The 25,426-nt window shown below is 49.7% G+C and carries 22 protein-coding genes and 1 tRNA gene; 12 read left to right on the top strand and 11 right to left on the bottom strand.

Annotated elements, in window-relative coordinates; translation table 11 throughout:
* Positions 1–306: 306 nt before the first annotated feature.
* Both pdeM and ACNA05_RS05650 read right to left on the bottom strand, forming a co-directional pair.
* Positions 307–984, bottom strand: coding sequence for a ligase-associated DNA damage response endonuclease PdeM (pdeM, locus tag ACNA05_RS05645; RefSeq protein ID WP_415810432.1), 678 nt, complete (start codon positions 982–984; stop codon positions 307–309).
* Positions 962–3,424 (bottom strand): ligase-associated DNA damage response DEXH box helicase, encoded by a 2,463-nt coding sequence (locus tag ACNA05_RS05650; RefSeq protein WP_415810433.1) that lies wholly within the window; start codon positions 3,422–3,424, stop codon positions 962–964. Before ACNA05_RS05650 ends, pdeM begins: the two co-directional genes overlap by 23 nt.
* A 47-nt stretch (positions 3,425–3,471) precedes the next feature.
* Between ACNA05_RS05650 and ACNA05_RS05655 the strand changes: the two genes are divergently transcribed.
* Together ACNA05_RS05655 and ACNA05_RS05660 are read left to right on the top strand one after the other, a co-directional pair.
* On the top strand, positions 3,472–4,497 hold the full coding sequence (locus ACNA05_RS05655) for a ligase-associated DNA damage response exonuclease (protein ID WP_415810434.1): 1,026 nt from the start codon (positions 3,472–3,474) through the stop codon (positions 4,495–4,497).
* Entirely contained in the window at positions 4,497–6,086 is a 1,590-nt protein-coding gene (locus tag ACNA05_RS05660) for a cisplatin damage response ATP-dependent DNA ligase (RefSeq protein WP_415810435.1), read from the top strand. The genes ACNA05_RS05655 and ACNA05_RS05660 overlap by 1 nt, the downstream gene beginning before the upstream one ends.
* Positions 6,087–6,097: 11 nt before the next feature.
* Here ACNA05_RS05660 and ACNA05_RS05665 read toward each other — a convergent pair whose 3' ends face one another.
* From ACNA05_RS05665 to ACNA05_RS05685, 5 genes are all read right to left on the bottom strand, one after another.
* Positions 6,098–6,313 (bottom strand): hypothetical protein, encoded by a 216-nt coding sequence (locus tag ACNA05_RS05665; protein ID WP_415810436.1) that lies wholly within the window; start codon positions 6,311–6,313, stop codon positions 6,098–6,100.
* Positions 6,314–6,320: 7 nt separating this feature from the next.
* Positions 6,321–7,592 (bottom strand): glycosyltransferase family 2 protein, encoded by a 1,272-nt coding sequence (locus ACNA05_RS05670; protein WP_415810437.1) that lies wholly within the window; start codon positions 7,590–7,592, stop codon positions 6,321–6,323.
* Between the two features lie 220 nt (positions 7,593–7,812).
* Positions 7,813–8,895: a tRNA epoxyqueuosine(34) reductase QueG gene (queG, locus tag ACNA05_RS05675; RefSeq protein WP_415810438.1), complete on the bottom strand. Its 1,083-nt coding sequence runs from the start codon at positions 8,893–8,895 to the stop codon at positions 7,813–7,815.
* A gap of 5 nt (positions 8,896–8,900) precedes the next feature.
* A complete protein-coding gene (locus ACNA05_RS05680; protein WP_415810439.1) occupies positions 8,901–9,590 on the bottom strand; it encodes a glutathione S-transferase family protein in 690 nt (229 codons plus the stop codon).
* 44 nt (positions 9,591–9,634) lie between these two features.
* Complete coding sequence (locus tag ACNA05_RS05685) at positions 9,635–10,645, bottom strand: cation diffusion facilitator family transporter (protein ID WP_415810440.1); 1,011 nt, start codon at positions 10,643–10,645, stop codon at positions 9,635–9,637.
* Between the two features lie 166 nt (positions 10,646–10,811).
* Here ACNA05_RS05685 and ACNA05_RS05690 point away from each other — a divergent pair, with 166 nt between their 5' ends.
* Positions 10,812–13,616: a M1 family metallopeptidase gene (locus ACNA05_RS05690; RefSeq protein WP_415810441.1), complete on the top strand. Its 2,805-nt coding sequence runs from the start codon at positions 10,812–10,814 to the stop codon at positions 13,614–13,616.
* A 71-nt stretch (positions 13,617–13,687) separates the two neighbouring features.
* Here the strand turns inward: ACNA05_RS05690 and ACNA05_RS05695 are convergent, their stop codons facing one another.
* Positions 13,688–14,326 (bottom strand): MarC family protein, encoded by a 639-nt coding sequence (locus ACNA05_RS05695; RefSeq protein WP_415810442.1) that lies wholly within the window; start codon positions 14,324–14,326, stop codon positions 13,688–13,690.
* A gap of 352 nt (positions 14,327–14,678) precedes the next feature.
* Here ACNA05_RS05695 and ACNA05_RS05700 point away from each other — a divergent pair, with 352 nt between their 5' ends.
* Positions 14,679–15,638 carry a P1 family peptidase gene (locus ACNA05_RS05700; RefSeq protein WP_415810443.1) on the top strand — a complete coding sequence of 320 codons (960 nt, stop codon included), beginning with the start codon at positions 14,679–14,681 and terminating at the stop codon, positions 15,636–15,638.
* Positions 15,639–15,756: 118 nt separating this feature from the next.
* Positions 15,757–15,833: transfer RNA gene (locus ACNA05_RS05705), tRNA-Arg, on the top strand.
* Here the strand turns inward: ACNA05_RS05705 and ACNA05_RS05710 are convergent.
* Positions 15,796–17,343, bottom strand: a complete 1,548-nt coding sequence (locus ACNA05_RS05710; protein ID WP_415810444.1) for a recombinase family protein — start codon at positions 17,341–17,343, stop codon at positions 15,796–15,798. The two genes, ACNA05_RS05705 and ACNA05_RS05710, sit on opposite strands and share 38 nt — an antisense overlap.
* The gene (locus tag ACNA05_RS05715; protein ID WP_415810445.1) at positions 17,336–17,599 is read right to left on the bottom strand and encodes a hypothetical protein; all 264 of its coding nucleotides are present in this window, start codon (positions 17,597–17,599) and stop codon (positions 17,336–17,338) included. Before ACNA05_RS05715 ends, ACNA05_RS05710 begins: the two co-directional genes overlap by 8 nt.
* Positions 17,600–17,819: 220 nt before the next feature.
* On the opposite strand from ACNA05_RS05715, the gene ACNA05_RS05720 reads away from it, so the two are divergent.
* Together ACNA05_RS05720 and ACNA05_RS05725 are read left to right on the top strand one after the other, a co-directional pair.
* A complete protein-coding gene (locus ACNA05_RS05720) occupies positions 17,820–18,179 on the top strand; it encodes a hypothetical protein (protein WP_415810446.1) in 360 nt (119 codons plus the stop codon).
* 117 nt (positions 18,180–18,296) lie between these two features.
* Complete coding sequence (locus ACNA05_RS05725) at positions 18,297–19,724, top strand: T6SS phospholipase effector Tle1-like catalytic domain-containing protein (RefSeq protein WP_415810447.1); 1,428 nt, start codon at positions 18,297–18,299, stop codon at positions 19,722–19,724.
* Between the two features lie 15 nt (positions 19,725–19,739).
* On the opposite strand, the gene ACNA05_RS05730 is transcribed toward ACNA05_RS05725, so the two are convergent.
* Positions 19,740–21,986 (bottom strand): peptidase domain-containing ABC transporter, encoded by a 2,247-nt coding sequence (locus tag ACNA05_RS05730; protein ID WP_415810449.1) that lies wholly within the window; start codon positions 21,984–21,986, stop codon positions 19,740–19,742.
* Positions 21,987–22,152: 166 nt separating this feature from the next.
* Between ACNA05_RS05730 and ACNA05_RS05735 the strand changes: the two genes are divergently transcribed.
* The 5 genes from ACNA05_RS05735 to ACNA05_RS05755 all read left to right on the top strand — a co-directional run bounded on the left by ACNA05_RS05735 (position 22,153) and on the right by ACNA05_RS05755 (position 25,426).
* A complete protein-coding gene (locus ACNA05_RS05735) occupies positions 22,153–22,500 on the top strand; it encodes a bacteriocin (RefSeq protein ID WP_415810450.1) in 348 nt (115 codons plus the stop codon).
* A gap of 188 nt (positions 22,501–22,688) precedes the next feature.
* On the top strand, positions 22,689–23,114 hold the full coding sequence (locus tag ACNA05_RS05740; protein ID WP_415810451.1) for a hypothetical protein: 426 nt from the start codon (positions 22,689–22,691) through the stop codon (positions 23,112–23,114).
* 68 nt (positions 23,115–23,182) lie between these two features.
* A complete protein-coding gene (locus tag ACNA05_RS05745) occupies positions 23,183–23,908 on the top strand; it encodes a hypothetical protein (RefSeq protein ID WP_415810452.1) in 726 nt (241 codons plus the stop codon).
* 515 nt (positions 23,909–24,423) lie between these two features.
* Complete coding sequence (locus ACNA05_RS05750; RefSeq protein WP_415810453.1) at positions 24,424–24,771, top strand: hypothetical protein; 348 nt, start codon at positions 24,424–24,426, stop codon at positions 24,769–24,771.
* Positions 24,772–24,958: 187 nt separating this feature from the next.
* Positions 24,959–25,426 (top strand): hypothetical protein, encoded by a 468-nt coding sequence (locus tag ACNA05_RS05755; RefSeq protein ID WP_415810454.1) that lies wholly within the window; start codon positions 24,959–24,961, stop codon positions 25,424–25,426.

Consider the following 25,426-nt stretch of genomic DNA (forward strand, 5'->3'; position numbering starts at 1 on the left):
GATTTGAAACGCTAGTCTTAAACTAATAACAAAATCAGATATTACACGCCGAGACAAGTTGAACCAGATAATTCCAATTTCAAAAAGGTAATTGGTCTAAATGTGAACACCCAAGAGCAGATCGCCGGACTAATATAGTGGTAACTGGAAAGGGTTTCTTAGTGTCGGTAGAGAGATTAAGTTCCGTTTTACACGCTGAGAACTTGAAATCCTCAAATCTTCGTGCGGAGTGTGTCGAAAGCGATTATTAAAGCTTACAGCGGAATGTCGTTCGATTTTTCACGTTCGATTCCGCAGGGAGCGGATCTACTCCTTGGCCATAATTTGGAAAAGCTGGTTTCTGTATGCCATCGCTACGGAGGTCATATCCGGCATGGCTTCAATAAAAGCGGGATCGCTGACAAATAGTCCACCTGTGTAAGTTCCGAAAGAGGGCATAATCAGACGGCTTTCGCTAATCGCGAAACAGGGCGCGGTGACGGAACCGGCGCGGGAGGAAATCTTCGCCTTGGGATGGTAATGCCCGCAAATATTAAATTGTCTCGGTTCCTCATAGGGGTGATGGGTCAGCAGAAATTTATTTTGCTGAACATGGTCCTCGCGCGAGCCCGAGACGGCGTCAGGAATATCAGGGTCGTGATTGCCCAATATCCAGGTGATTTCACACATCTCTTCTTTAAATGCGTTTAGACGCTCAGCCGATTTGGGGGAGAGCCGCGCAGAGGCGTCAATGTCGTGAAAACTATCTCCCAGAGCGATAATTTCGCGCGGCTTATATTCCTGCGCTACGGCCCACAATCTTTCAATTGTATCATGTGTGTCAAAGGCCGGAAGCATGGAGCGCCCAAAACGCCGAAGATAGCTCCCTTTCTCGAAATGCATATCCGCCACGAGCAAGGTTTTACTTTCAGGCAGGAACGCCACTTTGCGGGCGTCGATGACAATATCTCCGGCGCGGGTTCTAAGGGTTTGTTTGCTTGTCATCTAGATAATTTTTGACGGTCTCTAAACGTGAATTCGCAAGGCTATCATGGCTGGCCTGCTCTAATATGGCGAGTTTCGCATCGCCGATAACTGTCTCCTTGCCAAGTTGCATCATGGAGGGGATAGCCAGCGGAGAGGCGTGGGGTAATATCTTGTAATTAACATCGCCTTGGACGTCTGCAAGCCAATCGCGCAGTCTGTGCAGGTCAAGCAAATCGCGTTCCGCCTCTTCGCGGGCGATACGAAGCAAGATATGGTCGGGGTTATATTTGAGCAGAACATCGTAAATGAGGTCGGTGCTGAAGGTAACCTGTTTCATCGTGCGTTTGGCGCCGGGCAAACGTTGTTCTGTTAATCCGGCAATGGTCGCGATCTTGCGAAAGCTCCGTTTCACCATGGGCGCTTCTATAACCCAAGCCTGATATTCTTCATCTAGAATATCTTGGGTCATAAGGCTCTCGACCTCATTAACCGGTTCAATGGAAGTGATGGTGAGCGCGTAATCCGTAATGGAATAGGTCAGCGGTTTCAGTCCGCGAGTTTCCATACGGCGGGTCATCAGCAAACCCAATGCCATATTGACCTTACGGCCTTCGAAACTGTGAATGACAATGACATGGACGCCGCGGTCAAAAAAACCTTCGACCAATACGCCCTTGGATTTCGGCAATTGCGAAAATTCAGACTGTAGGTGCAGCCAGCTTTGGATCTGGTCGGGAAGGTCCTGCCACAGTTTCGGATCAGACAAGGTGCGGCGAACACCCTTGGCAAGAAATGTCGAAAGAGGCATCATGCCGCCCGCATAAGCTGGAACTTTGGGCGGCAGGCGTTTAGGGGCCGGACTGGCTTCCAGCGCCATATCGCGCACGCCGTGATAGCGCAAAACCTCGCCTGCAAAGATAAATCGGTCGCCCGGGGTGAGCCCCATGACAAAGCGTTCTTCGATTTCGCCGATATTGCGTCCTCTTTTGGATTTCATATTGGGAAAGCGGCGAACTTTTAATTTTGCGTATTCGACAATTGTGCCGATATTCATTCGATGGCGGCGGGCTTGTTGAGCGCTCGAAATCTGATAACCGCGGGATGTGGATGTCAGCCGCGCAAAACGGTCGTAAGCCTGTAGCGCGTAACCGCCATCCTCAGCAAAACCCACAAGAAGATCGAAGTCCGATTTGGATAAATTACGGTAGGGCCAGGAGCTCCTGATTTCGTTCAGGGTTTGCCGTTTTTTAAATTTCCCGGCGCAGGCGCGGTTCACAATATATTGCACCGCGACGTCCATAGCGCCTTCCGTAAAGTCTTCGCCGTCGCGTTGTCCCAGGCGGATCGCGTTAATCGCAACGGCGCATTCGACAGCTTCGAGGGGATTGCACGGCACGAGAACGGCATTGGAAGGCTCATCCATTCGGTGGTTTGACCGTCCGATACGCTGCAAGAGCCGGCTGACGCCTTTGGGCGCGCCGACCTGCAAAATCAAATCGACATCGCCCCAATCAATCCCCATCTCCAAAGCAGAGGTCGACACGACGGCGCGGATATGTCCGGAAGCAATCGATGCTTCCGTCATCTGTCGCCGCTCGCGCGAAAGCGACCCGTGATATAACCCTATCGGCAAATTGTCGGTATTTACTTTCCACAATTCCTGAAACAGGTGCTCTGTTTGGGCGCGGGTATTGACGAAAATTATCGCGCTCTTCGCTGTCTTAATGGCCGCGTAAATATCTTTGACGGCAAAGCGCGGATTATGCCCGCCCAGAGGATAGCGCGTCTCTGGCGTCATGATTTCCAAAACGGGCGGCGCGCTGCCGGTGACTTCAATGATTTTTGCTGGGGATCCAGTCGGTCCTAACCATTTTGCCGCTGAGTCAGCATCTGCAATCGTGGCGGAAAGTCCAAAGCGAATATGATCGGGTGCGAGGGTTTTTAAACGCGCCAGTGCCAGAGAAGTGAAGTCGCCGCGCTTATTTGTGGCGAAGCTATGAAGCTCGTCGATAATGACGGTTTTCAATTCTGAAAAATATTCCGCCGCATCCGGATAGGATAAAAGCAGCATGAGGCTTTCCGGTGTTGTTAGCAATATATCCGGCGGCCACTTACGCTGCTTCGCCCTTTGATATTGTTTTGTGTCGCCTGTTCGCACACCGATTTTAATCGGCAAATTCATTTCCGCGACAGGACGGTTCAGATTGCGCTGAATGTCGTTTGTGAGCGCGCGCAGCGGGGAGATATACAGTGTATGAAGTTTTGCCTCGCCTTCTTTGACGGCCAAGTCAATAAGGCTGGGGAGGAAACCGGCCAGAGTTTTCCCGCCGCCCGTGGGCGCAATCAACAATGTATCCTCGCGCCGGGAATATGCGCCAATCATGTCGCGTTGATAATCGCGAATATGCCAATTTTGTTCTGCAAACCATTTTTCAAATTTTACGGGAACGTCTTGCATACTCATTCGCTATATAAATTCAGATCAGGGAAGTAGATAGATTACCAATGGGAAACGCCTCAGCCGAAGAATGGATGCAGGTTCGCGAGGCGGGCTTATATTGCGTCCCCGCAAATGCCTATATTGATCCTCACGAGGCTGTCGAGCGGGCGATTATTACTCATGGTCATGCCGACCACGCGCGCTCAGGTCACGGGGAGGTTTTCGCGACGGTCGAGACAACCGCAATCATGCACACCCGTTATTATATCGAAGGGGAAACGCAGGAGACAGCGCTCACCTACGGCCAGAAACACGATCTCGGAAATGGGGTCACCTTATGGTTTGCCAGCGCCGGACATATTCTCGGTTCTGCGCAGGCCGTGCTCGAATATAATGGCACGCGGGTCGTCGCCGCCGGAGATTACAAGCGCCACCCTGATCCCACCTGCGCGCCGTTTGAGGTTGTGCCTTGTGATGTCTTTATTACAGAAGCTACCTTTGCCCTTCCCGTATTTCAGCACCCCCCGCTTGAGGTCGAAGTTGAAAAACTGATGCGCTCTATGCGGGCGCTTCCGCATCGTACCCATATTGTCGGTGTCTACGCGCTCGGCAAATGCCAGCGTGTTATGAAAACCTTGCGGCAAGCCGGTTATGAAGAGCCGTTCTATTTACACGGCGCGCTTAAAAGACTGACAGAGCTTTACGAGAGCTACGGCCAAGACTTTGGTGAATGGATTTTGGTTAGCGATATTCCGCGCGCTGATAAACATGTGTTTCAAGGAAAAGTTGTTCTGTGCCCTCCGGCTCAAATCAATGATCGATGGTCGCGCCGTTTTGCGGACCCGCTGCCTACCGTTGCGAGCGGATGGATGCAAATCCGCGCCCGCGCCCGTCAGAAGCGCGCTGAAATGGCGCTGGTCGTGTCCGACCATGCTGATTGGGGAGATCTCATCCGCACCTGCGAAGAAACCAAGGCCCCGGATATCTGGATAACCCATGGCAGGGTCGAGGCCTTGGAATATGAGCTCAAAAAACGCGGCATTCGCGCCAAGGCCTTGAACCTTATTGGTCGAGATGAGAGCGTGGAATAATGGAGCGTTTTTCGGAACTATTGGACGATCTCTATTTTACCAATTCCAATTTGGCGAAAGAGATAATTTTAACAAACTATCTACGCAAGACGCCTGACCCGGATCGCGGATGGGCTCTGGCCGCAATCGCCGGAACCCTGTCCTTCGATCTTTTCAAACGCAATCTTATCAAGACATTGATGATGGAACGGATGGACCCGTATTTGTTTGATATGTCACGCGACTATGTCGGCGAAATGAGCGAGACAGTTGCTCTGGCTTGGCCGCAATCGCCCGAGCCTGTTCGCCTGAACCGCCTGCCGGATTTGCATGAGGTGATAGAAGAGTTCAAATCACGCAACAAAGCGGGCATCCGGGAATATCTAATTACTCTCTTGGATAATATGACGCCGGCGCAGCGCTGGGCGCTTTTAAAACTGGGGACGCGGGGCTTGCGCATCGGCATGTCAGCGCGGTCCGTAAAATTGACTTTGGCCAAAATGAAAGGCGTCGACATTGATGTTATTGAGTCGATCTGGCACGGACTAACGCCTCCCTATACGGAGCTCTTCGCGTGGCTGGAAGGTAAAGCCGAGCTTCCCGATATGAGCGATGTGGTGACGTTTTCGCCTGTTATGCTGGCCCACCCCATTGATGAAGAAAAGGACCTTACGGTGATTAAACCGGAGACCCATATCGCCGAGTGGAAGTGGGACGGAATTCGCGTTCAAATCTCTAGCAATGGTAAAGAAACAAAAATTTTCTCCCGCAAAGGCGAAGACATATCTCGATCCTTTCCTGATCTTGTTCAAGCCGTCGATTTCGATGGCGTGATCGACGGCGAACTTATCGTGAAACCAGACGGCGAAGTGGGGTCCTTTAATGACCTCCAAAAACGGCTGAATAAAAAGAAACCCGACAAAAACCTTATGTCGAGATTGCCCGCTCATGTCATCGCTTATGATATTATTGAATGGGAGGGTGAGACCCTGCGCGCTTTGCCCCTGTCGCAACGCCGTAAAAAACTGATCCGTGCGCTCGAACCGCACTCAGAAAGTCGTTTTGAAGTTTCGAAAACCTTGGACTTTTCCAGCACAGAGAACCTGCGCGCCCTTCGGGAGAAAGCGGCTCGCACGGGCGGCCTAATTGAAGGATTGATGATCAAGAGCCTTTCATCGACTTATGTTTCGGGACGCCCCAAACATGCGTGGTATAAATGGAAACGCGATCCCTTTCTGCTAGATGCGGTGCTTATGTATGCGCGGCGAGGAACAGGGAAGAGGTCTTCCTTTTATTCGGATTATACTTTTGGTTTATGGGCCAAAGACGGCGCGATTCTACCCGTGGGCAAAGCTTATTTCGGTTTCACGGATGAAGAGCTTAAGCTCATCGACAATTGGATACGCAGCCACAAACTGGCGCGATTTGGGCCCGTTCAGGAGGTCAAAAAAGAATTGGTATTTGAAGTCGCCTTTGACTCCGTGCAAGAAAGCAAGCGCCATAAATCCGGCTACGCGCTGCGTTTTCCCCGGATCAACAGAATTCGCTGGGACAAACCCGCCGCAGAGGCCGATCAACTTGAAAGTCTGGCAAAATTAGTCGGAAACTAACTCCTGTCGCTTTATCCGCGACCTGTCTCAAACCCCATTAAATTTGCTAAATGCACGATCAACATAAAAGCTGTTGCGATACAGCCGAGGCAAATAATCATCCAGGGGAGGCGGTGCGGTTTTATCGATGGTTTTTCAGCGAAATGGTTTCGAAAACTAATCGCCCCAACGGCGAGAAGAATGACCAGCGCGACCAGCGTAATTGTTAAATCTTGCGACCGGGTCATAACTCTTTCACTCCGCAGGGGCGCTGCTCAGATCATCGGGATTGTTTTTCCGCGGGGGGCTAACACCATGTGGAGTTTTATGCCAGTGAAAAGGGCTGGCCCATATCTCGATTAAGGCCCTTACAGTCGGCCAGAAAAGTAAAATCCAGTAAAATGGCATTAGCAGGGCGGAGGAGAGGAGTTCCGGTTTTCCGGCCCTGATGGCTCCGACCATACCGATAAAGATACCCATCCCCAAGCTGAGTGCCAGAGCCAATAAATAAGGCCAGGAAAAGGGGAGGGTAAAGTCCCAGATATAATGCAGTACTGGGTATAAGAGAGCAAAAACTACAACTGGGGTGAAAACACTGGCACAGAGAAGCGTATATCCCAGAGTGAGCTGGAGGGTAAGAAATCGCATTACACCGGCCCAAGAAAAAGGCCGCAAAGGACGGTGCATGTGAACCATCCAGGTTTGCATAAACCCCTTCATCCAACGGGCGCGTTGTTTTTGCCAGTCTTTAAGGTTGGCGACCGCCTCCTCTTCGGTCGGACAATCAAGAAAACCGATTTTATATCCCAGCGCGGCCAGACGAAAGCTCAAATCGGCATCCTCGGTTACGTTATGAGCGTCCCATCCGCGGCAAGCCTCCAAAGCTTCGCGGCGTATATGATTGGACGTTCCGCCCAACGGAAACGGCGCCCCAAGTTTGGCTAAAAACGGAATCCAAACATGAAAGAGAGCGGCATATTCCAAAGTAAATTGACGCGTCAGCCAATTTGCTCCGCTATTGTAATAATCCAAGGGTGCCTGGAGCGCTGCCCAGTCCGGTCGTTCTAGAAAGGCCGCCCAAGCCGATTTCAGTTGCTGCGGATGGGGTTTATCTTCTGCGTCATAAATTGTGACTAGGTCACCTTTGGCAAATTGCAGAGCGTAATTCAGCGCGCGCGGCTTGGTTTGCGGCGCGCCTTTGGGGGTGATGATCAACCGGAAAGGCGGACGCAAGTTTAACTGAACCGCTCTGATCGTTTTGGGATCAATCTCTTCGCAAATAATTAGGATTTCTAAATTGTCTCTGGGGTAATCCAAACGTTCCAATCGGTTCATTAAATGCCTGACCATATTGTCCTCGTTAAAAATGGGGACAAGAACGGAATAAAACGGAAAATCAGTCGTGGGTTCCGGTCTGGGTCGTGCAGGCTTTTGGTACCTCACCGCAAAAAGGCGGAGCGCCGCCACCCCAACACTCAGCCAAGCAATCAGGGCGAAAAGTTTCAGAGATGTTCCGAGTGGACTCAAGTAAAATCCTGCGGCAAGGGCCAAAAGCGTTCCAACTAAACACCCTCTCACCAGGAAGGAGGCGCGCCGATTTGCTCTGCGCAATGAAAAGCTTACGGCATGCCTTTTTTCCATTTTGCCCCAACCCCTCAGTTTGCGTAGCGAGACAGATTAAAACCGGAAGGTGTAAAGAAAATGCAAAAGATAATTAATAGGATTGAGCCGATGATAGAAATCAGGCTCAGATAGACTTTAATTGTTTTACCGCCCAGCGCGCGGCGTCTTGAACGACAGGGTCTGTGTCGTAAATAAATTCCGCCGCCTCGGTTTTCAGCTCTGCAACACCGCTATTGCCGATGGCGTAGAGCACATTTCGGAGAAACCGTTTCCATCCAATGCGCTTAATCGGGGAACCGGAGAAATGCGTGCGAAAACCATGTTCCCCTAGTTTTGCAAGTTCGGCAAGCTTGGGCGCGTTTAGGTCGTCACGCGCTGACAATTTTGCCTCCTGTCCGATGACCGCGAACTTGTTCCATGGGCAAACGGCTAGGCAATCGTCACAGCCATAAATGCGGTTGCCTATTTTCTTTCGCAAGTCTTCTTCTACGGGGCCGGCATGTTCAATCGTCAGATAGGAAATGCAGCGCCGCGCATCGAGCTGATAGGGAGCCGGAAAGGCGTCTGTGGGACAGATGTCGAGGCAGGCGCGGCAACTCCCACAATGATCTATCTCGGGAGGCGTGGGTTTTAATTCCGCTGCGCATAATATTGTCCCGATGAACAACCAAGAGCCATAATCCCGGCTGAGAAGGTTGGTGTGTTTTCCTTGCCAACCCAGACCTCCGGCTTCGGCGAGAGGCTTTTCCATGAGTGGGGCCGTGTCGACAAATATTTTGACGTCTTCGCCTGTGTCTCGGGCGATTAATCCGGCGATTTCTTTCAGCCTGCCCTTCATCACATCGTGATAGTCTCTGTTTCGGGCATAGACGGAAATGGTAGCTCTTTCCGGTTCGTCGAGCGTCAGCAGGGGATCAGAGTCCGGCCCGTAATTCATACCGAATACGATAGCTGTTTTTGCCTCGGGCCATAGATTTCGCGGGTGGGATCGTCGCTCTAATGTTTCCTTCATCCACGCCATAGAGCCGTGACGGTCTTTATCGACGAAGTCTTTGAGGTAGTTGCCAGCCTGATTTCCAAAGTCATTGAGGTCAATGATGTGAGGCTCTGTGAAGCCGAGCCTTTCCGCGCGGCGCAGAACGGCTTTGGATAGGCTGGCTTTTGTAGATTGTTTTTTGTTATCTTTATTTTCTGTTTTTGACGCCACGGCGTTTAAAAATCCAGATCGGTGTAATGGCGCGGGGCACGAAATCCCGGAACGCGGTCATTAAGAAGCGGACGCATAGAAGGCCGTGATTTAACTTTTTGGTACCAATCTTTTAAGGTTGGCCAGTCACGCCAATTAATTTCCCCGAGAAAGTCGAGGCAGGAAATATGCGCCGCAACAGCAATATCAGCGAGGCTGAAGTAACGCCCGGCCAGCCAGTCGCGCTGATCTAACAGCCAGCAAAAATATCCCAAATGCTGAGCCAAGGCGGCGCGGCCTTCGCGCAATACCGCTGTGTCGGCGGAGCCTAGTCCCGCCACAGATTTTTCGACTTTTTCGTGCAAAATTAAAGCATCTACCTCCTGCGTAAATTTTTGGTCCATCCAATCGGCGAGGCGGCGGGCTTCGGCGCGTTCGACAATGTCCTCGGCCAGTAAAGGATGGCGGGTGGACCCGTCATTCGCATATTCACAAATTGCGCGCGCGCCTGTTATCACGACTTTGCCGCTTGGTATAACATCAATGAGGGTAGGAGGGACGCCTTCGGGCGTCACTTTTTCGAACTCTTTCCAGTCGCCTTTATCCAACTGCCACGGGTTAACGGGGCTTTCAGTAACCTTTAATTTCTTTTCGGCCAGAGCAATTCGGGCCTGACGGCTCGCGGGGTGCAGGGCAAAATGATAAAGAGTACGCATCCCTTTGAGATAGCCTAAATATAGGTAATGAAGACTTAATAGACCTAAGGTTTTTCAGGCAAAGTATCGGAAAAAAACCGCCGATTGCCATGCGCGTGTCCGCATCCCGCCGGGTGGGGGTGAATGAGAATGTCGGCTGCCTGAAAATCTCCCATGAGGCGCTTCTCAGCCTTCAGAACAATATCATGCGCCTCAGATAGGGAAAGCGTTTCATCTAAGTCCAGCCGCATTTGAATGTGAATGTGCGGACCTGACGCGCGGGTTCGTAGTTCAGTCACGGCTCTGACGCGCGGATCAGCCATGGCTAGCCGTATAATGAGTGACCGTTCTTCTTCGCTCAGCTCCATATCCATGAGCTGCGCCCAGGCTAGACGCGCCACGCGGTAGGCCGTGTAGAGCAGCCAAAGCGCCATAAAGAGCCCAACGGCCGCATCTGCCCAAATAAGGGGCGTAAAGGCTGAAATTGCCAGACCAATAATGACGAAAAGATTTGCGAACATATCCGCCAAATAATGCGCACGGTCGCCTCTCACGGCGATGGAACCCGTTGCTCGAATGGCCCAGCTTTGCGCGATTAACAACCAGACTGTAATAATGACAAAGAACACCATAGCCGCAATGGCGAGGCCGGAGTGTGTCAGAGGATGATTTGTTCCTATCTGTTCAACGACTTCTTCCAAGAGGTGAGAGGCCGCGAAGACGATAAGGCAGACCTGAAACACGGCTGAGAAACTTTCCGCTTTGCCGCGCCCGAAACGATATTTCCCGTCGGGCTTGCGCGCAGCATATCGCACGGCAATAAAGCTTGAAATGGCCCCGAACATATCAAGTCCGGAATGCACGAGGGAGGCCAACACACCGACAGAATGGGTATTCTGCCAGAGCAGAGTCTTGCCAACCATCAAAATGACGCCAATACCCACAGCGAGCGCCGTAATGCGGCGCGTAATTCGGGCCGAATTTTCTGGCGGCAGCCGTCCAGGCCTTCCCCGGCGGTCAGGACGATCAAAACGTGTATCTTCCCTTGGATCCAATTTATGCGGCTCGACACTCATGCCGTGTTGTTATAGCATAACCTCTAAACTGGCGACAGTTTATATGAAACATATATGGGGAAACTGTGCCCAAAGAAGGTAAAATTCCCTCTTAGCCACTGATTTATGCCACTGGCAATGCCCGGATTTATCGATTATCAGAAAGAAAATTTATAAAGGACTTTTTATGATACAGCGTCTTTCCCCTAAACATTTCTATATGGCCACTCTGGTGTCGGTTGGATTTTTACTTGCGCCGACTATTGGCTTTACTCAGTCAATGGATACCCCAGCACAGCCCGCTGCCCAATCGGAAACGACGCTAATGGACGCCGGACAGATTATATCAGAGACAGGGGATATTCCACAGGCGCAATTGCCGGATACGGTCACGCCGGAATCCTATGACATCCAACTGAAAATTGATCCTCAGGCCGACACAATGAGCGGACGCGTCTCTATTGATGTGAAGATGGAAGAGGCCACAAATAAAGTCTGGATCCACGCGAAGGAAATGAACGTCTCCAATGCAAAAATTGTTTACGGCGGCGATCAATTTTTCCCTCTCGAGTTTAACGCTGTGCCGTTAGAAGACGCGCCCTCCGGCGTCGCTTACCTAACCTCAGAAACTGAGTTGCCAGCAGGCGATGCGGTTATCACATTGGAATATGAAACGCCTTATAATCAGGCGTTGAATTCCGCCTATCAGGTCCGCCGCGGCGATGACGCTTATATTGTGACGCAGTTCGAGCCGCTCGGCGCGCGCGAAGCTTTCCCGAGCTTTGATGAACCCCGTTTCAAAGTGCCATTCAATATGTCCATCATGGCTCCGAAAGACCAAGTCGTTTACGCTAATACGCCAGAACTTGGCACCAAAGACGTTGAAGTAGACGGCGAGATTTGGACTAATCACACCTTTGCTCGCACACGTCCCCTTCCGACTTATCTCATCGCTTTCGGCGTGGGTCCGTGGGATGTCGTTGATTATGGGAATTTGCCCCAAACCTCGCTTCGCAAAACCGACCTTCGTCTTCGCGGCTTCGCGGCTCGCGGTGAAGGGGAAAATATGGAATATGCGCTCGAGAATACGCAAGGCATATTGGCCGCGCTCGAGGAATATTTCGGATCGCCTTATCCTTATGAGAAGCTCGATATCATCGCGGCGCCGGATTACGCTTTTGGCGCCATGGAAAATCCGGGCGCGATTGTGTATCGGGAATCTCTGCTGCTATTGGGTGATAACCCGCCTCTGTCTCAAAAACGCTCTTATGCCGGCGTCCATTCGCATGAATTGGCGCATCAATGGTTTGGCAATCTCGTCACACCGGTCTGGTGGGAAGATATTTGGCTGAACGAAGCGTTCGCGACATGGTCCGGCAATAAAGGCACGGCAATGTGGAAACCCGAAGGCAATTTTGACCGTAACACCTTAAATTCTGCCTTGGGCGCAATGAACACGGACACATTGTCCACGACTCGTAAGGTCCGTGAACCGCTAGAGCGTTCCGAAAACGTCATGGATCAGTTTGACAGCATCACTTATCGCAAAGGCGGCGGCGTCCTTTCTATGTTTGAATCTTTTGTCGGCGAAGAGGCGTTCCGCGACGGCGTCCGTCTCCACATGAAGCGCTATGCTGACGATGTGGCAACAGGCGACGACTTTTTCCGCTCTATAGCGGACGGCTCGGGCAATCCTGATGTTGTTCCGGCAATGAAAAGCTTTGTCGACCAGCCCGGCTTGCCGCTCGTGTCCGGCGAAGTCACGCAGCTAGACGCCACGACGGAAACCGGCCTCGAGCCTCAGACCGCTGTGATGCTGACCCAGTCACGCTACGCACCCCTTGGGTCCAAAACATCTCAGGGCCAAATCTGGCAGATTCCCGTCTGCGCTAAGTTTGGCTACGGCGAAGAAACGGTCAAAAGCTGCGAGCTTCTTAAAGACAAAACCGGAACCATTGCGTCTCCCCGGACGGGCGAAACGGCAGATTGGGTTACGCTCAATGAAAACGGCTCCGGCTATTACAGGTTCACATTGGATAGCGATGGCTGGACCAATCTGATCAATAATATTGATAAGCTGAACACCCGCGAAGCGCTGACTCTCCAAGATAGTCTCGAAGCGGCCTACCGCGCCGGCGAAGTCGAATCTTCAGTATTCCTCGACGGCATGTCTAAATTGGCGGCGCATCCGGAATATGATGTGGCGTCAAGTTCCAGAGCCCTGATCGGTTTCATGGGCGATGATTTGAACGGAACGGAAGAAAGCCTCGCTCGCTATGTTCAGGAAAATTATTCCGACAGATATGCCCGTATTGCCGGTAAAGACACGGTAGAAGGGAACCTTCTCGCCCCGTCTTTAGCCAGCCTCTTAGTTAATCGCGGAGGCGACGAAGCTCTCGCGAAATCCATGGCGGAAAAAGGCGCTCGTTATCTTGGTCTGAACAAAGAAGCCGACAAAGAATCGGTAGCGCCGAATATGCTGGGACTTGCCCTGGACGAGGCAATGAAAGCCCACGGTGAAAAAGCCTATGATCCACTTATGGAACTAGTCGAAAGCGGGTCGCCATTTGAAAAGAGCGCCGCTCTCGGCGCTCTGACCTCAACGAAGGACGAAGAAATTGCCAATAAACTATTGGCTTTGGCTTTGGATAAAGACGGCCCGCTGACAGGACGTCAATCCAGCTCTGTCGTCTATGGTCTTCTGGGATCAAAAGAGTTCGGAGATATGACGTGGGATTGGTTGAAAGCCAATTTCAGTCAGTATGTCACAGACCGCGTGCCGGATGTCCGCAAAGGCGGAATGCCGAGCACAGGCGGTTATTTCTGCTCTCTTGAGCGCCGTGATGAAGTCCGTGATTTCATGACAGAGAATGCAGCGGTCATTCCGGGCTATGAGCGTAGCCTCGCCCAAACCCTCGAGTCCATCGAGCTCTGCGCCGCTCTGCGTGATGAAAAAGGCGAGGAACTCGCCACGGCGTTGAAAGCGCGCTAAGAGAGACTTAAATCCAGAAAAAGAAAAGCCCGCTCGATAGCGGGCTTTTTTGTGACTTAAGTTTTCGCCGATCAGAGCAGTTGACCTAACGCCCCGCTGACCCCGTCGATAATAAATTGGGACGCCAACGTCGCGAGCAAGACACCGAGGAGGCGTGTCAGAACATTGGTAAATGTTTTTCCCATTAGTTTCATCAAAGGGCCGGCCACTAAAAAGGCGGCCAGTGTAATTAAAAGAGTAATCACGAGGGCCAGCATGATAGAAAACTCTTGCCCACCTGTGGTGGTATTACTCATTAACAGGAGGAGCGTCGCCATTGTCCCTGGGCCGGCAATCATGGGAATGCCCATAGGGAAAACGGAAATATCTTCGAGGTTTTCTACTTCTTCCAATAAATCTTCTGCGCGTTCTTCTCGCGTTTCAGTCCGCTTTTCAAAGACCATATTCAGGCCGATAATAAACAACATAACGCCGCCTGCCAGGCGCAACGCGTCTAGGCTGATACCGAGCTTGGCAAAGAGCCATTCGCCGCCATAAGCAAAACCGATGAGGACGATGGCGGCGACGGCCACAGCCTTGAACGCCATTTCCCGTTGATGGGATTTTGGTGTCCCCTTGGTGAGCGTTGCGAAAATAGGCGCGCAACCCGGAGGGTCGATTACCACAAAAAGTGTCGCAAACGCGCTTACGAATAAAGCTAGATCAAACATGGCGGCCCCATAACGAGACTAAAGTTTAGAAGCAATATGTATTGATGCAAGGGCTCAGTTGCAAAAATGCTCTGACCAAATAAAAACTCCCATTTATCCTTTATGAAAGATCGAGTTCTTCAAAACCTTACCTTTAATCAAAAGAAAAGGATCTGCGATTTGCTTTTTGCCCTTAAATTGAACTCGTCCTCATCCACAGTGAGGCCGACCGGATACATTAAACGCCCAAGGCGGGGTCGGGCTTTGCCTGTCCGCGTATTCATTGCGCAGATCGGTCATTTGTTCTCGCGAGGAACAAGCCTCGTTTTGCACCGGCTCTGGCAAAGGCGGTGAATCTGCATTAGGGAAAATTATGACTCAATCTTCTCCTCTTCCCATGAAAGGCCTCGCTGTGGGGCAGGCACATGACGCCGATGTAAAAACAGGGGTAACGGTTATCCTGCCCGATGCACCCGCCACATGCGCAGTTGATGTACGAGGCGGCGGACCGGGGACGCGGGAAATCATGACGCTGCAAGATGGAGGGCTGATAGACAAAGTCCACGCTGTCGTTCTATCCGGCGGATCGGTTTATGGCTTGGCCGCGGCGGACGCAGTGACGACTTGGCTCGGCGAAAAGCGAATTGGATATGCGCCGGCTCCGGAACCTGTTCCAGTCTCGCCTCTCGTGCCCAGTGCGATTTTATTCGATAATGCCAATGGCGGAGACAAAGACTGGGGGCGGGAGCCGCCTTTTCGGAGACTGGCCTTTGAGGCCTGTGAGGCGGCCGGGTCAGATGTTGGTGAAGGGCAGGTCGGGGCGGGGTTTGGAGCTACGGCCGGCCTCTACCGTGGCGGGTTAGGCATGGCCTCCGAAAATATTAACGGCGTGACTTTGACCGCCCTTATTGCTGCCAACCCTGTCGGATCGCCCTATATGCCCGGCACAGAGTGCCCGTGGGCTTGGGCGCATGAGATGGGCGACGAGTTTGGAGGGCAGCGCCCGCCGTCCGATTATATAGCTGTGGAAGCGTCGGATACTAAGCTGGCTTTTTTGAAATCGTCAGGACAATCCACGGTTATCGGGGCGGTCGTGACCGATGGCGACTTGACGCAGAAGCAACTTAAACGATTGGCAATTATGGCGCAGGACGGGATCGCGATGGCTGTGCAGCCGGCGCATACACCGTTGGACGGGGATACGATTTTTGCGCTCTCCGCTGGAAATAAGGGTTGCGAGACACCGGTTGCTTTAGCTGAGCTTGGCGGGGCCGCGGCGCGATGCGTGGCCCGCGCCTTGATGCGCGGCGTTCATCTGGCAAAGGAGAACTGACACTCTGCAGTGATTGGCGAAAAATCACTGAAATAGCCCTTGCAAAGCGAGCGCAATTCCGCTTTAACGCGCCCTCGCAAGAGATTGCGACCACCGCGCGGTAAAACGCGCACTCTAAGCACCGGTAGCTCAGCTGGATAGAGTACTTGACTACGAATCAAGGGGTCGGGGGTTCGAATCCTCCCCGGTGCGCCATTACTTTTTCACCCCCTAAATAATCGCCTAACACCTTGAAAGGCATGGATATTTGGGGTGTTCGAAGTCCACTAATACGGCTATACTTTAACTTCTCTGTGAACGCCAATTTCAGCACATTCCGACGATCCTCGAATGTGCCGTTTTCCCATATTTTATGGGGGTTAGCGAGGAATGTGAGGGCGTGTTCGAACATTTCACGATAGCCTCGTGCAGGCTTGCTTAAATTCTCGATTTTTTCAGCTAGAACAAGCTTGTCTTGGTCAAGCTTAGTTAGGCGTAGCTCTAACTGTTGAGTGACAATCGCATTGTCAGTCTCAATCATTTTATCGACGAGCTTTATCTCGGAAGCTTTTACCCGTGAGAGTTCAGCGCGAAGACGCGAGGCGCGGTCTTGATTGGAGGAGGCGCGATAGTCCCACAAATCTTTAAACATGCGTGAAGCGACCTTAAAGAGGCTCTCAGAAGGTTGTAGTTGCATGAGTAGAGTTTCAAACTCGCTCTCAATTTTGTCTCGCGCAATTGATTTACGATAGCTACCGCAGTCTTTGTTGAAGCAAAGATAGTAGGGATATTTCTTATTCTTGCCCTTGCTCCAACAAGAGGTAAGCGGCTTGTCGCAATCTGCACAATCTACTGCGCCACGAAGTGCAAAATCTTCCTTGATGTCGGCGCGATTAGCAACGCGCTTTCCATCCGTCAAAATATCTTGGATTTTAAGATGGGTCTCGTAAGAGATAAGCCCCTCATGTTGACCTTCTCGTATATTGATGCCCCATGCGGGGGCTTCAATCATGCCTGCATAGAGAGATTGCTTGAGCAGCACATCAACACGTTCATGTGTAACTTCACCGCTATTGTTTTTAGGAAACTCAGGTTGATCTTGAAGAAATAAGCGGAGTTCCCCTTTCGAGCCAAAACGACCAGACGCAAAACCTTCGAGCGCGTCTTGCACAATGCTCGCGACTGGCTCGTCTCTAACCAAGACTTTGCCGTGACCTTTGACGTATTTATAGCCCGCAGGCGGCGTTGAGTTCACGTAATAGCCATTGAGCAAACGCGCCTTCATACGGTTGATTGTCTGCTCACGGTTCTTTTGCGCAAAGTGTTGTGCAGAACTAGCGAGGACGTTCTCTAAAAATTGAGAGTCGGAATCGTCCCCAAAAACGACAGACGGACTCTCCAAAATGCCACCCGCTTTTGACAATTCTTCGCGCAGACTAATATGCGCTTGTAAGCCCCGCGCCAATCTTGAGATGTCATCGATCAAGACATAGTGTGGTGTCGCTTTGTTCTGTTTCAAGAAAGACAGCATAGCATCCATGCCCGGACGCCTTGCCTTGCTTCCTGTCATGTCATCGGTAAACATGGCGACGACTTCATAACCACGAGCAGAAGCGTATGAGCGACAACGTGTGGCTTGGGATTCAATCCCGCCACCTTCTTTAACTTGTTTCTTTGAGGAAACCCGCGCGTATATTACGGCAGGTTTAAATCCGTCATTACTCATAGTAACCGCCTTTCTTGCTATCTTTGCACTTTACCAGAATGTCGGACTCAACGGCACATTTTTCAAAATCTTCTATCAGCTTATTCACAGGCTCCATGCCATATCCGACATCGACAAACGCTTTCATGATGTGAAAGAGGGTTTCGAGAAGTTCCAATTTTTGGGACTCGCTCAACGCTTCGCTTGCTAAATCCTCTAAATAGTCAGAGGGCTTTGGTACGTTAATTTTAGGTGCGTTGAGGGGGTCGTGATCCATTATATTGATCCTTTCGTAATGCGTTCTCCATTTGTGAACAAAAAGAGAACACAATGTCTTTTAAAAGAATAATTGTAAAGGAAAATATATTCCTATCCACGCAATGGGTGGGCAATGATTACCCGTAAGAATACCCATAAATATCCAGAAGAAGGCTCTAAGAACGGGCTAAGAGGATATTATAAGGCAGCGGCGAAATTTGAATAAGGTTAGAAGCGCTATGACAGATAAATACAACAATACTTACCACAGCGTGAAAATTACACGTCGCCAAGGCGCTAAAAAAGGACGGGTGGCGGTTGAGATTGAGCTAACCGCCAAAGATTGGGCTTGGATGGAGGAGTTGGAAGACAGGCGCATGGTTCCACTTGTCGATATGCTCCATAGCGGATTTATTCAGGGGATGGAGCGAGAGGGGTGGAAAAATCCCGATCTTGTGACCACGCCGCATTCCCCGCCGCCGCGCACATATAGTCTTAGGAACAATGCGCCTGAGCATGGTGAAGATAATGTCGTCAAATTCCGTCCTAAAAGAGAGATCGAAATTGATGAAATCATGGATGACAACATTCCTTTTTAACTGAGCGGGTTTTCGTGGATCAAAACCACAAACAATTTTAGCCAATCTCTGCAATATATCCTTTGCACTCACCTTAAAGTTAGCGCAGACTTTACAATGAGAGGTTGGTAAACGCGCATGGCAAAAAATATTTTAATATTCTCTGACGGGACGGGACAGATTGGCGGACAGAAGCCCGACCAGAAACTCTCCAACATTTATAAAATGTATCGGGCGATGAGGCCCGGTCCCGACTCTCCCATCTCGCCCTTTGAGCAAGCCGCCTATTATGACCCCGGACTTGGGGTCGGCGAGATAGGCGGGCTCACCTTTAAGAAGGTTCGGCAAGGCTTAGCGGCAGCGGTCGGGACTGGAATCGATGAGAACGTCATAGATTGTTACGAGAAAATCCTCGCTTATTATGAACCGGGCGACAAAGTGTTGGTGTTTGGGTTTTCTAGAGGGGCTTACACCGTACGAGCCTTAGCCAATGTTATGAATTTGTGCGGCGTCCCCACCAAAATGCCAGATGGTTCTCCCGTTCCTAAATACGGAAAGAAACTACGAAAGGTCGCGAGTGAAGCCGTTTTGGATGTTTATAACCACGGGGCGGGTCACAAAAGAGGTGACAAGCGTCTTTACAAAGAGCGCGAGGAAAAGGGAAAAAGGTTCAGAGCGAAATACGGTAGTGCTCCGCCAGAAGGCGAAGCGGACGTTCAAGGAAATGTGCAACCGCATTTCATCGGCGTGTTCGACACTGTGGCCGCGCTTGGTAACTCACTTGTCGCTTGGCTTGTGAGAGGCGTGTTTGGTCTCAGCATACTCCTGACGGCATTGTCTTGGTATTTAAGCTGGCCAATCTTAATAACTCTCATACTGGGAGGCTTTTCGACGCTCGTCGGAGTTTGGTGGGCAAGGATATTAGCTAAGTCGGTCAAAACGTTTCAACCCGACCCTGAAAAACCGCTCAAATGGCGAAACCCGCTTCATTGGCAGAAACTTTTAAAGAACAGCCACTATTCTACATGGAAGAAAAAATATTACGATAAATGGCTGGATTCAGATGTCGGGTTCGCGCGTCACGCTTTGGCGATTGATGAACACCGCAAGAATTTTCCTCGCGTCAAATGGGCGAGCCAGAGTGAGATGGATAAGAATAAGGGCAAAAACCCTGACTGGTTAAAACAAGTCTGGTTTGCAGGGTGTCACAGCGACATAGGCGGAAGCTATGCAGAAGATGAGGCGAGGCTCAGCGATATAGCCTTGGATTGGATGATTGAGGAATTGCACGAATGCGTTCCAAACATTCAAGTTCGAGATACGCTTTTTACCTATCCCGACCCATTGGGTTTACAGCACAAACAAACTTACGTTCCGGGACTGGAATGGTTGAAAATCAAATGGCCCGTACAAGTTCGGTATGTTGATACGCAATTTGCGCTTCACTCCTCTGTCATAGCAAGACTGGGTGCTGAGAAAGTGCCGCAGGTGGACGAGGTGAAACCGTACCGCCCCGAGCAGTTGAGAAAACACCCGAAGGCGAAAAAGTATTTCAAAAAACCATGATTAAATTTTTTTAGCCTATTCAGCTACAAAATACCCGCCTTTCCAATTTGCCTCAATTTCTATCACAGGCTCTTCCTTTGCCATATTTGCTGGCTTTTCAATTTCCTGAACTTGGCCGTTTTCAACATGAAAAATACGATTGCAGGTGGCGATGGCGGCGGGTCTGTGCGCGACAATGACTTGCGTGATCGGAATTTTTGCCAAGAGGTTTACGATGTTCTTTTCTGATTTTGCGTCGAGGTTCGCTGTCCCTTCATCCAGAAAAAGAATTCGGGGATTGTTATAGAGGGCTCGGGCAAGAAGGACGCGCTGTTTCTGTCCGCCGGAGAGAATTGACCCCATATCCCCGACGAGGCTTTGAAAGCCCATGGGCATCGCCATGATATCATCATAGACGAAGGCCGCCTTGGCACAGTTTTCTACTCTCTCCTGATCCATTTCCGGGTCAAAGAAGCTGATATTGTCATAGAGAGACCCTGACATCAGACGGTCATCCTGCATCACGACGCCGATCTGATTGCGGATGGCCCGGACCCCCGTTGCAGAGAGAGGACGACCGTCATAAAGGATTTCGCCTTCAATCGGTTTGTGAAGGCCAATAAGTTGTTTCAAAAGCGTTGTTTTCCCGCCGCCAGACGGCCCGGTTAAGGCAACCCTGTCGCCCGGTTTGATTTTGAAATCGACCCCATCAAGCACCCAAGGCTCATTATCCCCATATCGAAACCGCAATTTTTGTACGTCTATTTTTCCGCTTAATTTCTTGCCAACCATCAAAGGCGCATCCACGCCCATTTCTTGATCAGCGTAAACGATATCCGCGAGACGTTCCAAATGGAGCCCAACCGTTCGGAAAGAGAAGTAAAGTCCAATGAGGGAATTAATGCGACCGCTAAACTGCCCGCGATAAGACTGGAAAGCAAAAAACATTCCGAGTGTCAAAGACTGGTTGATCACGAGCATGGCCCCCAGATAATAAATGCCAAGCTCAAGTAATCCGAAAACTATTCCATTGGCAGCTCCGGAGCCAATTCCGAAGCGTTGCAGGCGTAAGCCGACATTTACGCTGTCGGCATAGGAATTCTGCCAATGGGCATGGCGCTCTTGCTCCCGCCCGAATATTTTAATCGCTCGTGCGCCTCGTATTGTTTCAAGCGAGATCGTTTGCAGGTCTGCATCCTTCTGAATCTGTTCTTCTTGAACGCGAATGACATATGGAAAGGTCGCAAGCCGCGAAATAAACGAAAGAACAACAACGCCAATAACGACTCCCGCCAAAAGAGGCGAGTACAGGAACATCACAATGCCTGTCACGACGGCCATGATGCCGTCCAACAAGACGGTTACAAAAGCCGAGGTGAATAAATTCTGTACGGGCTTAAGCGACCCCATGCGGGACATGATATCGCCAATATGGCGTTTTTCGAAAAACTCTGACTCTAGCCGCATGACGTGGCGCAGCATATTGGAGCGCATCTGAAAATTAAGAAGCGTCCCGAAATACATGGAAATATAGGACCGTAAAACACCTATGGCCGTCTGCACCAAGAGCAATAACGCAAAGCCCATAATGATGACTTTGAGAAAATTGACATCCCCTTTGGCGATCGCTTCATCCACGACCAACTGATTAACCAGAGGGGATAAAATAGCGAAAACTTGAAGGATGATCGTAATGGCAATGATCTGTAGAATAATGGGAATGAACCCCGTCATTTTTGACCAGAGATCGGTAATCCGAACCCGTTCTTTATCTTCCTTCTTTTCAAAGTCAGGCGTAGGCGTAAGCTCTAGGGCGACACCCGTGAAATGCTTTGAAACTTCGGCAAGGGGCAGAACACGTTTCCCCCGCGCGGGATCATGAATAGTGACCTTCTTTCGTGTCGCCTTTTTAAGCACCACGAAGTGGTTCAGTCCCCAATGTAAAATACAGGGTGCTTTAAGCTGCCGCAAATCTTCCAACTCGCACCTTAGCCCCCGCGCCGAAAGTCCGAGCATATCGGCGGCGATAGAAAGCGATTTAAGATTTACGCCTTTGAGCGAGACAGAAAATTTTCGCCTGAGTTCCGTCAGTGAGGTTTGGTATCCGTGATATCCCGCGACCATCGCCAGACAGGCAATCCCGCATTCGGCGGCTTCGGCCTGCAAAATGACCGGAAGCTTGTTCCAGCGAAACAGATGGAGTTTATCTGCGCCTTTAATTCCGCCAAACCGGGACTTCGAATCCGCCTCGCGATTATGCCTTGAATCAATCCGACGGTTCACACTTTCGCCCCACACGTTAAAATTTACTCAAAAATGATGAAGCCCGAAATGTAAAGGGTCAAATTGTGACAATGGTGTGAATAAGAAAATCAAATGTAGGGGTTGACTATCTGCTGGATATCGCAAGGTTGCATTTATGGTTAACGTGACATGTGGGGGCTAGCCAGTGAAAATTTTGAGCGATCAGGAATTGGAATCTATTTCGGGCGGGTTTTACGATTACCGGCAGGACATGAGGGAGCCGCCCTATAGAATGGCTCTGCCGACCCTACTACCTCATATTGAAAACATTCCAACACACTCTCTGAATTTTTCAGGGCAACAAAGTTATCACGTAAGTCAAAACGGTGAGGTTTCCCGTGAGCTCAACGACCATCAATCTCGTCAGCCTGTCGGGAGCGTGGCACCTCATTACGCAGACCTGTATAGCCAAGAGCGGGATAATCAGCCCAAGATCAATGCGTCTTACCAACCCCGATCCTTTTCATTCCGGTCCCGGTTTTTGAACCGATGAAACCTATAAGAAATAATCAAGAATTAGGCTCATTTATGCCTGATAGAGCGGGTTTAGTCTGAACAGACTGAGCTCATAATCGGAGGAACGGATGTTTTGACTTGAAACGCAACCATCCGCCCCTCCACCCGAAGGCCTTATGGTTATAAAGCCATAGGCTTAACAAGGCAATCGAAAGGAAACATGCCATGTTGAGAGAACTAAACATAAACGAAATGGAATTGGTGAGTGGGGGAACTGATGAAGTTATAGCTACTGGCACAATTATAAGGCCAGACAATAACTCTTTTACATGGCAAGACTTTCAGGCCACATATGGATCAGAATTCGGCTTTACCGGTTTTGCTGATGGATTTGATGCGGCAAATTTAAGTAGAGGGCAGCTTGCTTTAGCTCTTGTTAATGCAGGAACTTATACGCAATCAAGTCCTATTGATGACATATCAAATCTACCGGATTGTTCAAATAGTGAAGAAGAATGGCAAGATATGCTTTCAACTATGGGGGTCAATGAAGATGGAACTCTTAATCTAGCTGAAGGAGCTAGTCCACTAAATATTTTCAGCGGGTTATTTCAGTACGGTCAACATCTCGCGTCCAGTTCTTCTTGTTGATATAATTCAAATATTCAACTGTTGCAGACAGGATTGAATTCCCTGTCTGTTTTTTAATAAGGTAAAAAATGCTATCTAAATTTTCTTATCTATATGCATTTTTTTTAGTTTTTGCAGGTGGATGTTCTTTTGAGAATAATAAAAGCACTCCTAAAATACCATTATATGATGAAAGCTTACCTATATTAAAGGGATTGATAGACAGGGTAGCTAAAAATAGCTCTAACAATCTCGTTTTAAACTCTACCGGCGGTAGCACACGAGTTTCTCTAGAGATAGCAAAACTATTGAAGGATAATCATATAGATCTAATTGTGGATAAGGAATGTTCATCAAATTGCGCCGAAATATTATTACCCTCCGCAAATACAGTAACATTTAAGAACAATCCGATTATTGCTTTTCATGGGAATATTCTTTCTTATAAACATTTTCTAAATTCGTCTGAGAATATTAAAGGCTCAAAGTGTAATTGGCAGTATGCATACGACTTAGAAAAGATTTTGATAGATAAGGATATGAATTTAGACTTTTGGAGCCACCAAATGGAGCGGCTTGAGCCTAACGTAACTTTTGAAGTTGACAGGTCAGGTTGCCCTTGGAGACGATATAATTTTAAAAACATCGCTTGGCTTCCGAATAGCAATCAGCTCAGAAATATGTGGGGCTTAAAATTTAGTGGTTCTGTCTGTGCTGATAGAATAAATCTTTGCCGAAAAAAGATTGATAAGCGGTGGGAAAAAGGAACCCGGATTGTAATTGGTGATGAAATTTATGTTTCAGGAGACAATTAAACTTGTCTTTATTTCGGCAAGAATCTCTCGACCATAAGCGTCGCAAGCTTCACGGCGAGGTCGTCCTTGTACAGCCTGTCGGCTTCTTAATCATGACGGCTCCATTTTTCGCAGTGACAGTAGCTCCTGTTTTTTCCAATAAATTGAGAGTATAAGCGGAAAAAACAGTTATTGGTTATATCAATCCATCTAATGGACTCTCAGTTATCAGAGCGGATCAAGACGGGCGGCTGACCCAATTTTTTGTGAATGAAAGCGACTTCACTGAAGCTGGCGCCCCTCTTTTCGAAAGCCGAATAGACGTTGGCCCCTGCCTCGCGATTATGCCTTGAATTATCCGACGGTTCACACTTTCGCCCCACACGTTAAAATTTATTCAAAAATGATGAAGCCCAAAATGTAAAGGGGCAAATTGTGACAATGGTGTGAATAAGAAAATCAAATGTAGGGGTTGACTATCTGCTGGATATCGCAAGGTTGCATTTATGGTTAACGTGACATGTGGGGGCTAGCCAGTGAAAATCTTGAGCGATCAGGAAATGGAATCTGTTGCAGGCGGGTTTTACGATTACAGACAGGACATGAGGGAGCCGCCCTATAGAATGGCTCTGCCGACCCTACTGCCTCATATTGAAAACATTCCAACACACTCTCTGAATTTTTCAGGGCAGCAAAGTTATCACGTAAATCAAGACGGTGAGGTTTCCCGTGGAATAAACGACCGCCAATCTTATCACCCTGTTGAGACCGAGACGCCTCATTACGCAGACCTTTCTAGCCACGAGCGGGGTAATCAGCCCAAGGTCAATGCCTCTTACCAACCCCGATCCTTTTCATTCCGGTCCAGGTTTTTAAATCGATGAAATCCATAAGAAATAATCAAGAATTAGGCTCGTTTGGGCCTGATAGAGCGGGTTTAGCCTGAACAGGCTGAGCTCATAATCGGAGGAACGGATGTTTTGACTTGAAACGCAACCATCCGCCCCTCCACCCGAAGGCCTCATGGTTATAAAGCCATAGGCTTAACAAGGCAATGAAAGGAAATCTGCCATGTTGAGAGAACTAAACGTAAATGAAATGGAAATTGTTAGTGGGGGCACCCAAAATATATACGGTCAAGGGCCTGAAGAAGTGCAGGCAAACCAAGATGCCGCTGCACGAGGTTGGGGGCAATATGATCAATATGGAAATAATATAACTGATAGTTTCGGTGGAGGTTCATCAGGAGGCACTTATGCTGGTGGTTCAGTTGCTTTTGGTCTGGGAGCAAATGGATATTCATCTGGCGGCGGACAAAATGATTCAGGGCGCGGTGGCGCAGTGATAGGGATGGGTGGCTCTTTCACTATTGGGCAAGCTGATAATACGGATGATGCGGTAGTGGCTGCTCAAGAATCAGCTCAACTTTGCTGGAGTGTTTGTGTAAATTCTTTAGGAAATGGACAGGTTACTATTGGTGCGGGTATCATTATCCCTATTGATGGAGTCTCAGGTGGTAAAACCCCAACAGGCGAATAA

The organism is Litorimonas haliclonae, assembly GCF_965138505.1.
Taxonomy (GTDB): Bacteria; Pseudomonadota; Alphaproteobacteria; order Caulobacterales; family Maricaulaceae; genus Litorimonas; species Litorimonas haliclonae.

Bases quoted from the DNA above. Each gene is read 5' to 3' on its own strand.
- pdeM (WP_415810432.1), bottom strand. From the start codon at position 984: ATGACAAGCAAACAAACCCTTAGAACCCGCGCCGGAGATATTGTCATC.
- ACNA05_RS05650 (WP_415810433.1), bottom strand. From the start codon at position 3,424: ATGCAAGACGTTCCCGTAAAATTTGAAAAATGGTTTGCAGAACAAAAT.
- ACNA05_RS05655 (WP_415810434.1), top strand. From the start codon at position 3,472: ATGGGAAACGCCTCAGCCGAAGAATGGATGCAGGTTCGCGAGGCGGGC.
- ACNA05_RS05660 (WP_415810435.1), top strand. From the start codon at position 4,497: ATGGAGCGTTTTTCGGAACTATTGGACGATCTCTATTTTACCAATTCC.
- ACNA05_RS05665 (WP_415810436.1), bottom strand. From the start codon at position 6,313: ATGACCCGGTCGCAAGATTTAACAATTACGCTGGTCGCGCTGGTCATT.
- ACNA05_RS05680 (WP_415810439.1), bottom strand. From the start codon at position 9,590: ATGCGTACTCTTTATCATTTTGCCCTGCACCCCGCGAGCCGTCAGGCC.
- ACNA05_RS05685 (WP_415810440.1), bottom strand. From the start codon at position 10,645: ATGAGTGTCGAGCCGCATAAATTGGATCCAAGGGAAGATACACGTTTT.
- ACNA05_RS05690 (WP_415810441.1), top strand. From the start codon at position 10,812: ATGATACAGCGTCTTTCCCCTAAACATTTCTATATGGCCACTCTGGTG.
- ACNA05_RS05695 (WP_415810442.1), bottom strand. From the start codon at position 14,326: ATGTTTGATCTAGCTTTATTCGTAAGCGCGTTTGCGACACTTTTTGTG.
- ACNA05_RS05700 (WP_415810443.1), top strand. From the start codon at position 14,679: ATGACTCAATCTTCTCCTCTTCCCATGAAAGGCCTCGCTGTGGGGCAG.
- ACNA05_RS05710 (WP_415810444.1), bottom strand. From the start codon at position 17,343: ATGAGTAATGACGGATTTAAACCTGCCGTAATATACGCGCGGGTTTCC.
- ACNA05_RS05715 (WP_415810445.1), bottom strand. From the start codon at position 17,599: ATGGATCACGACCCCCTCAACGCACCTAAAATTAACGTACCAAAGCCC.
- ACNA05_RS05720 (WP_415810446.1), top strand. From the start codon at position 17,820: ATGACAGATAAATACAACAATACTTACCACAGCGTGAAAATTACACGT.
- ACNA05_RS05725 (WP_415810447.1), top strand. From the start codon at position 18,297: ATGGCAAAAAATATTTTAATATTCTCTGACGGGACGGGACAGATTGGC.
- ACNA05_RS05740 (WP_415810451.1), top strand. From the start codon at position 22,689: ATGTTGAGAGAACTAAACATAAACGAAATGGAATTGGTGAGTGGGGGA.
- ACNA05_RS05745 (WP_415810452.1), top strand. From the start codon at position 23,183: ATGCTATCTAAATTTTCTTATCTATATGCATTTTTTTTAGTTTTTGCA.
- ACNA05_RS05755 (WP_415810454.1), top strand. From the start codon at position 24,959: ATGTTGAGAGAACTAAACGTAAATGAAATGGAAATTGTTAGTGGGGGC.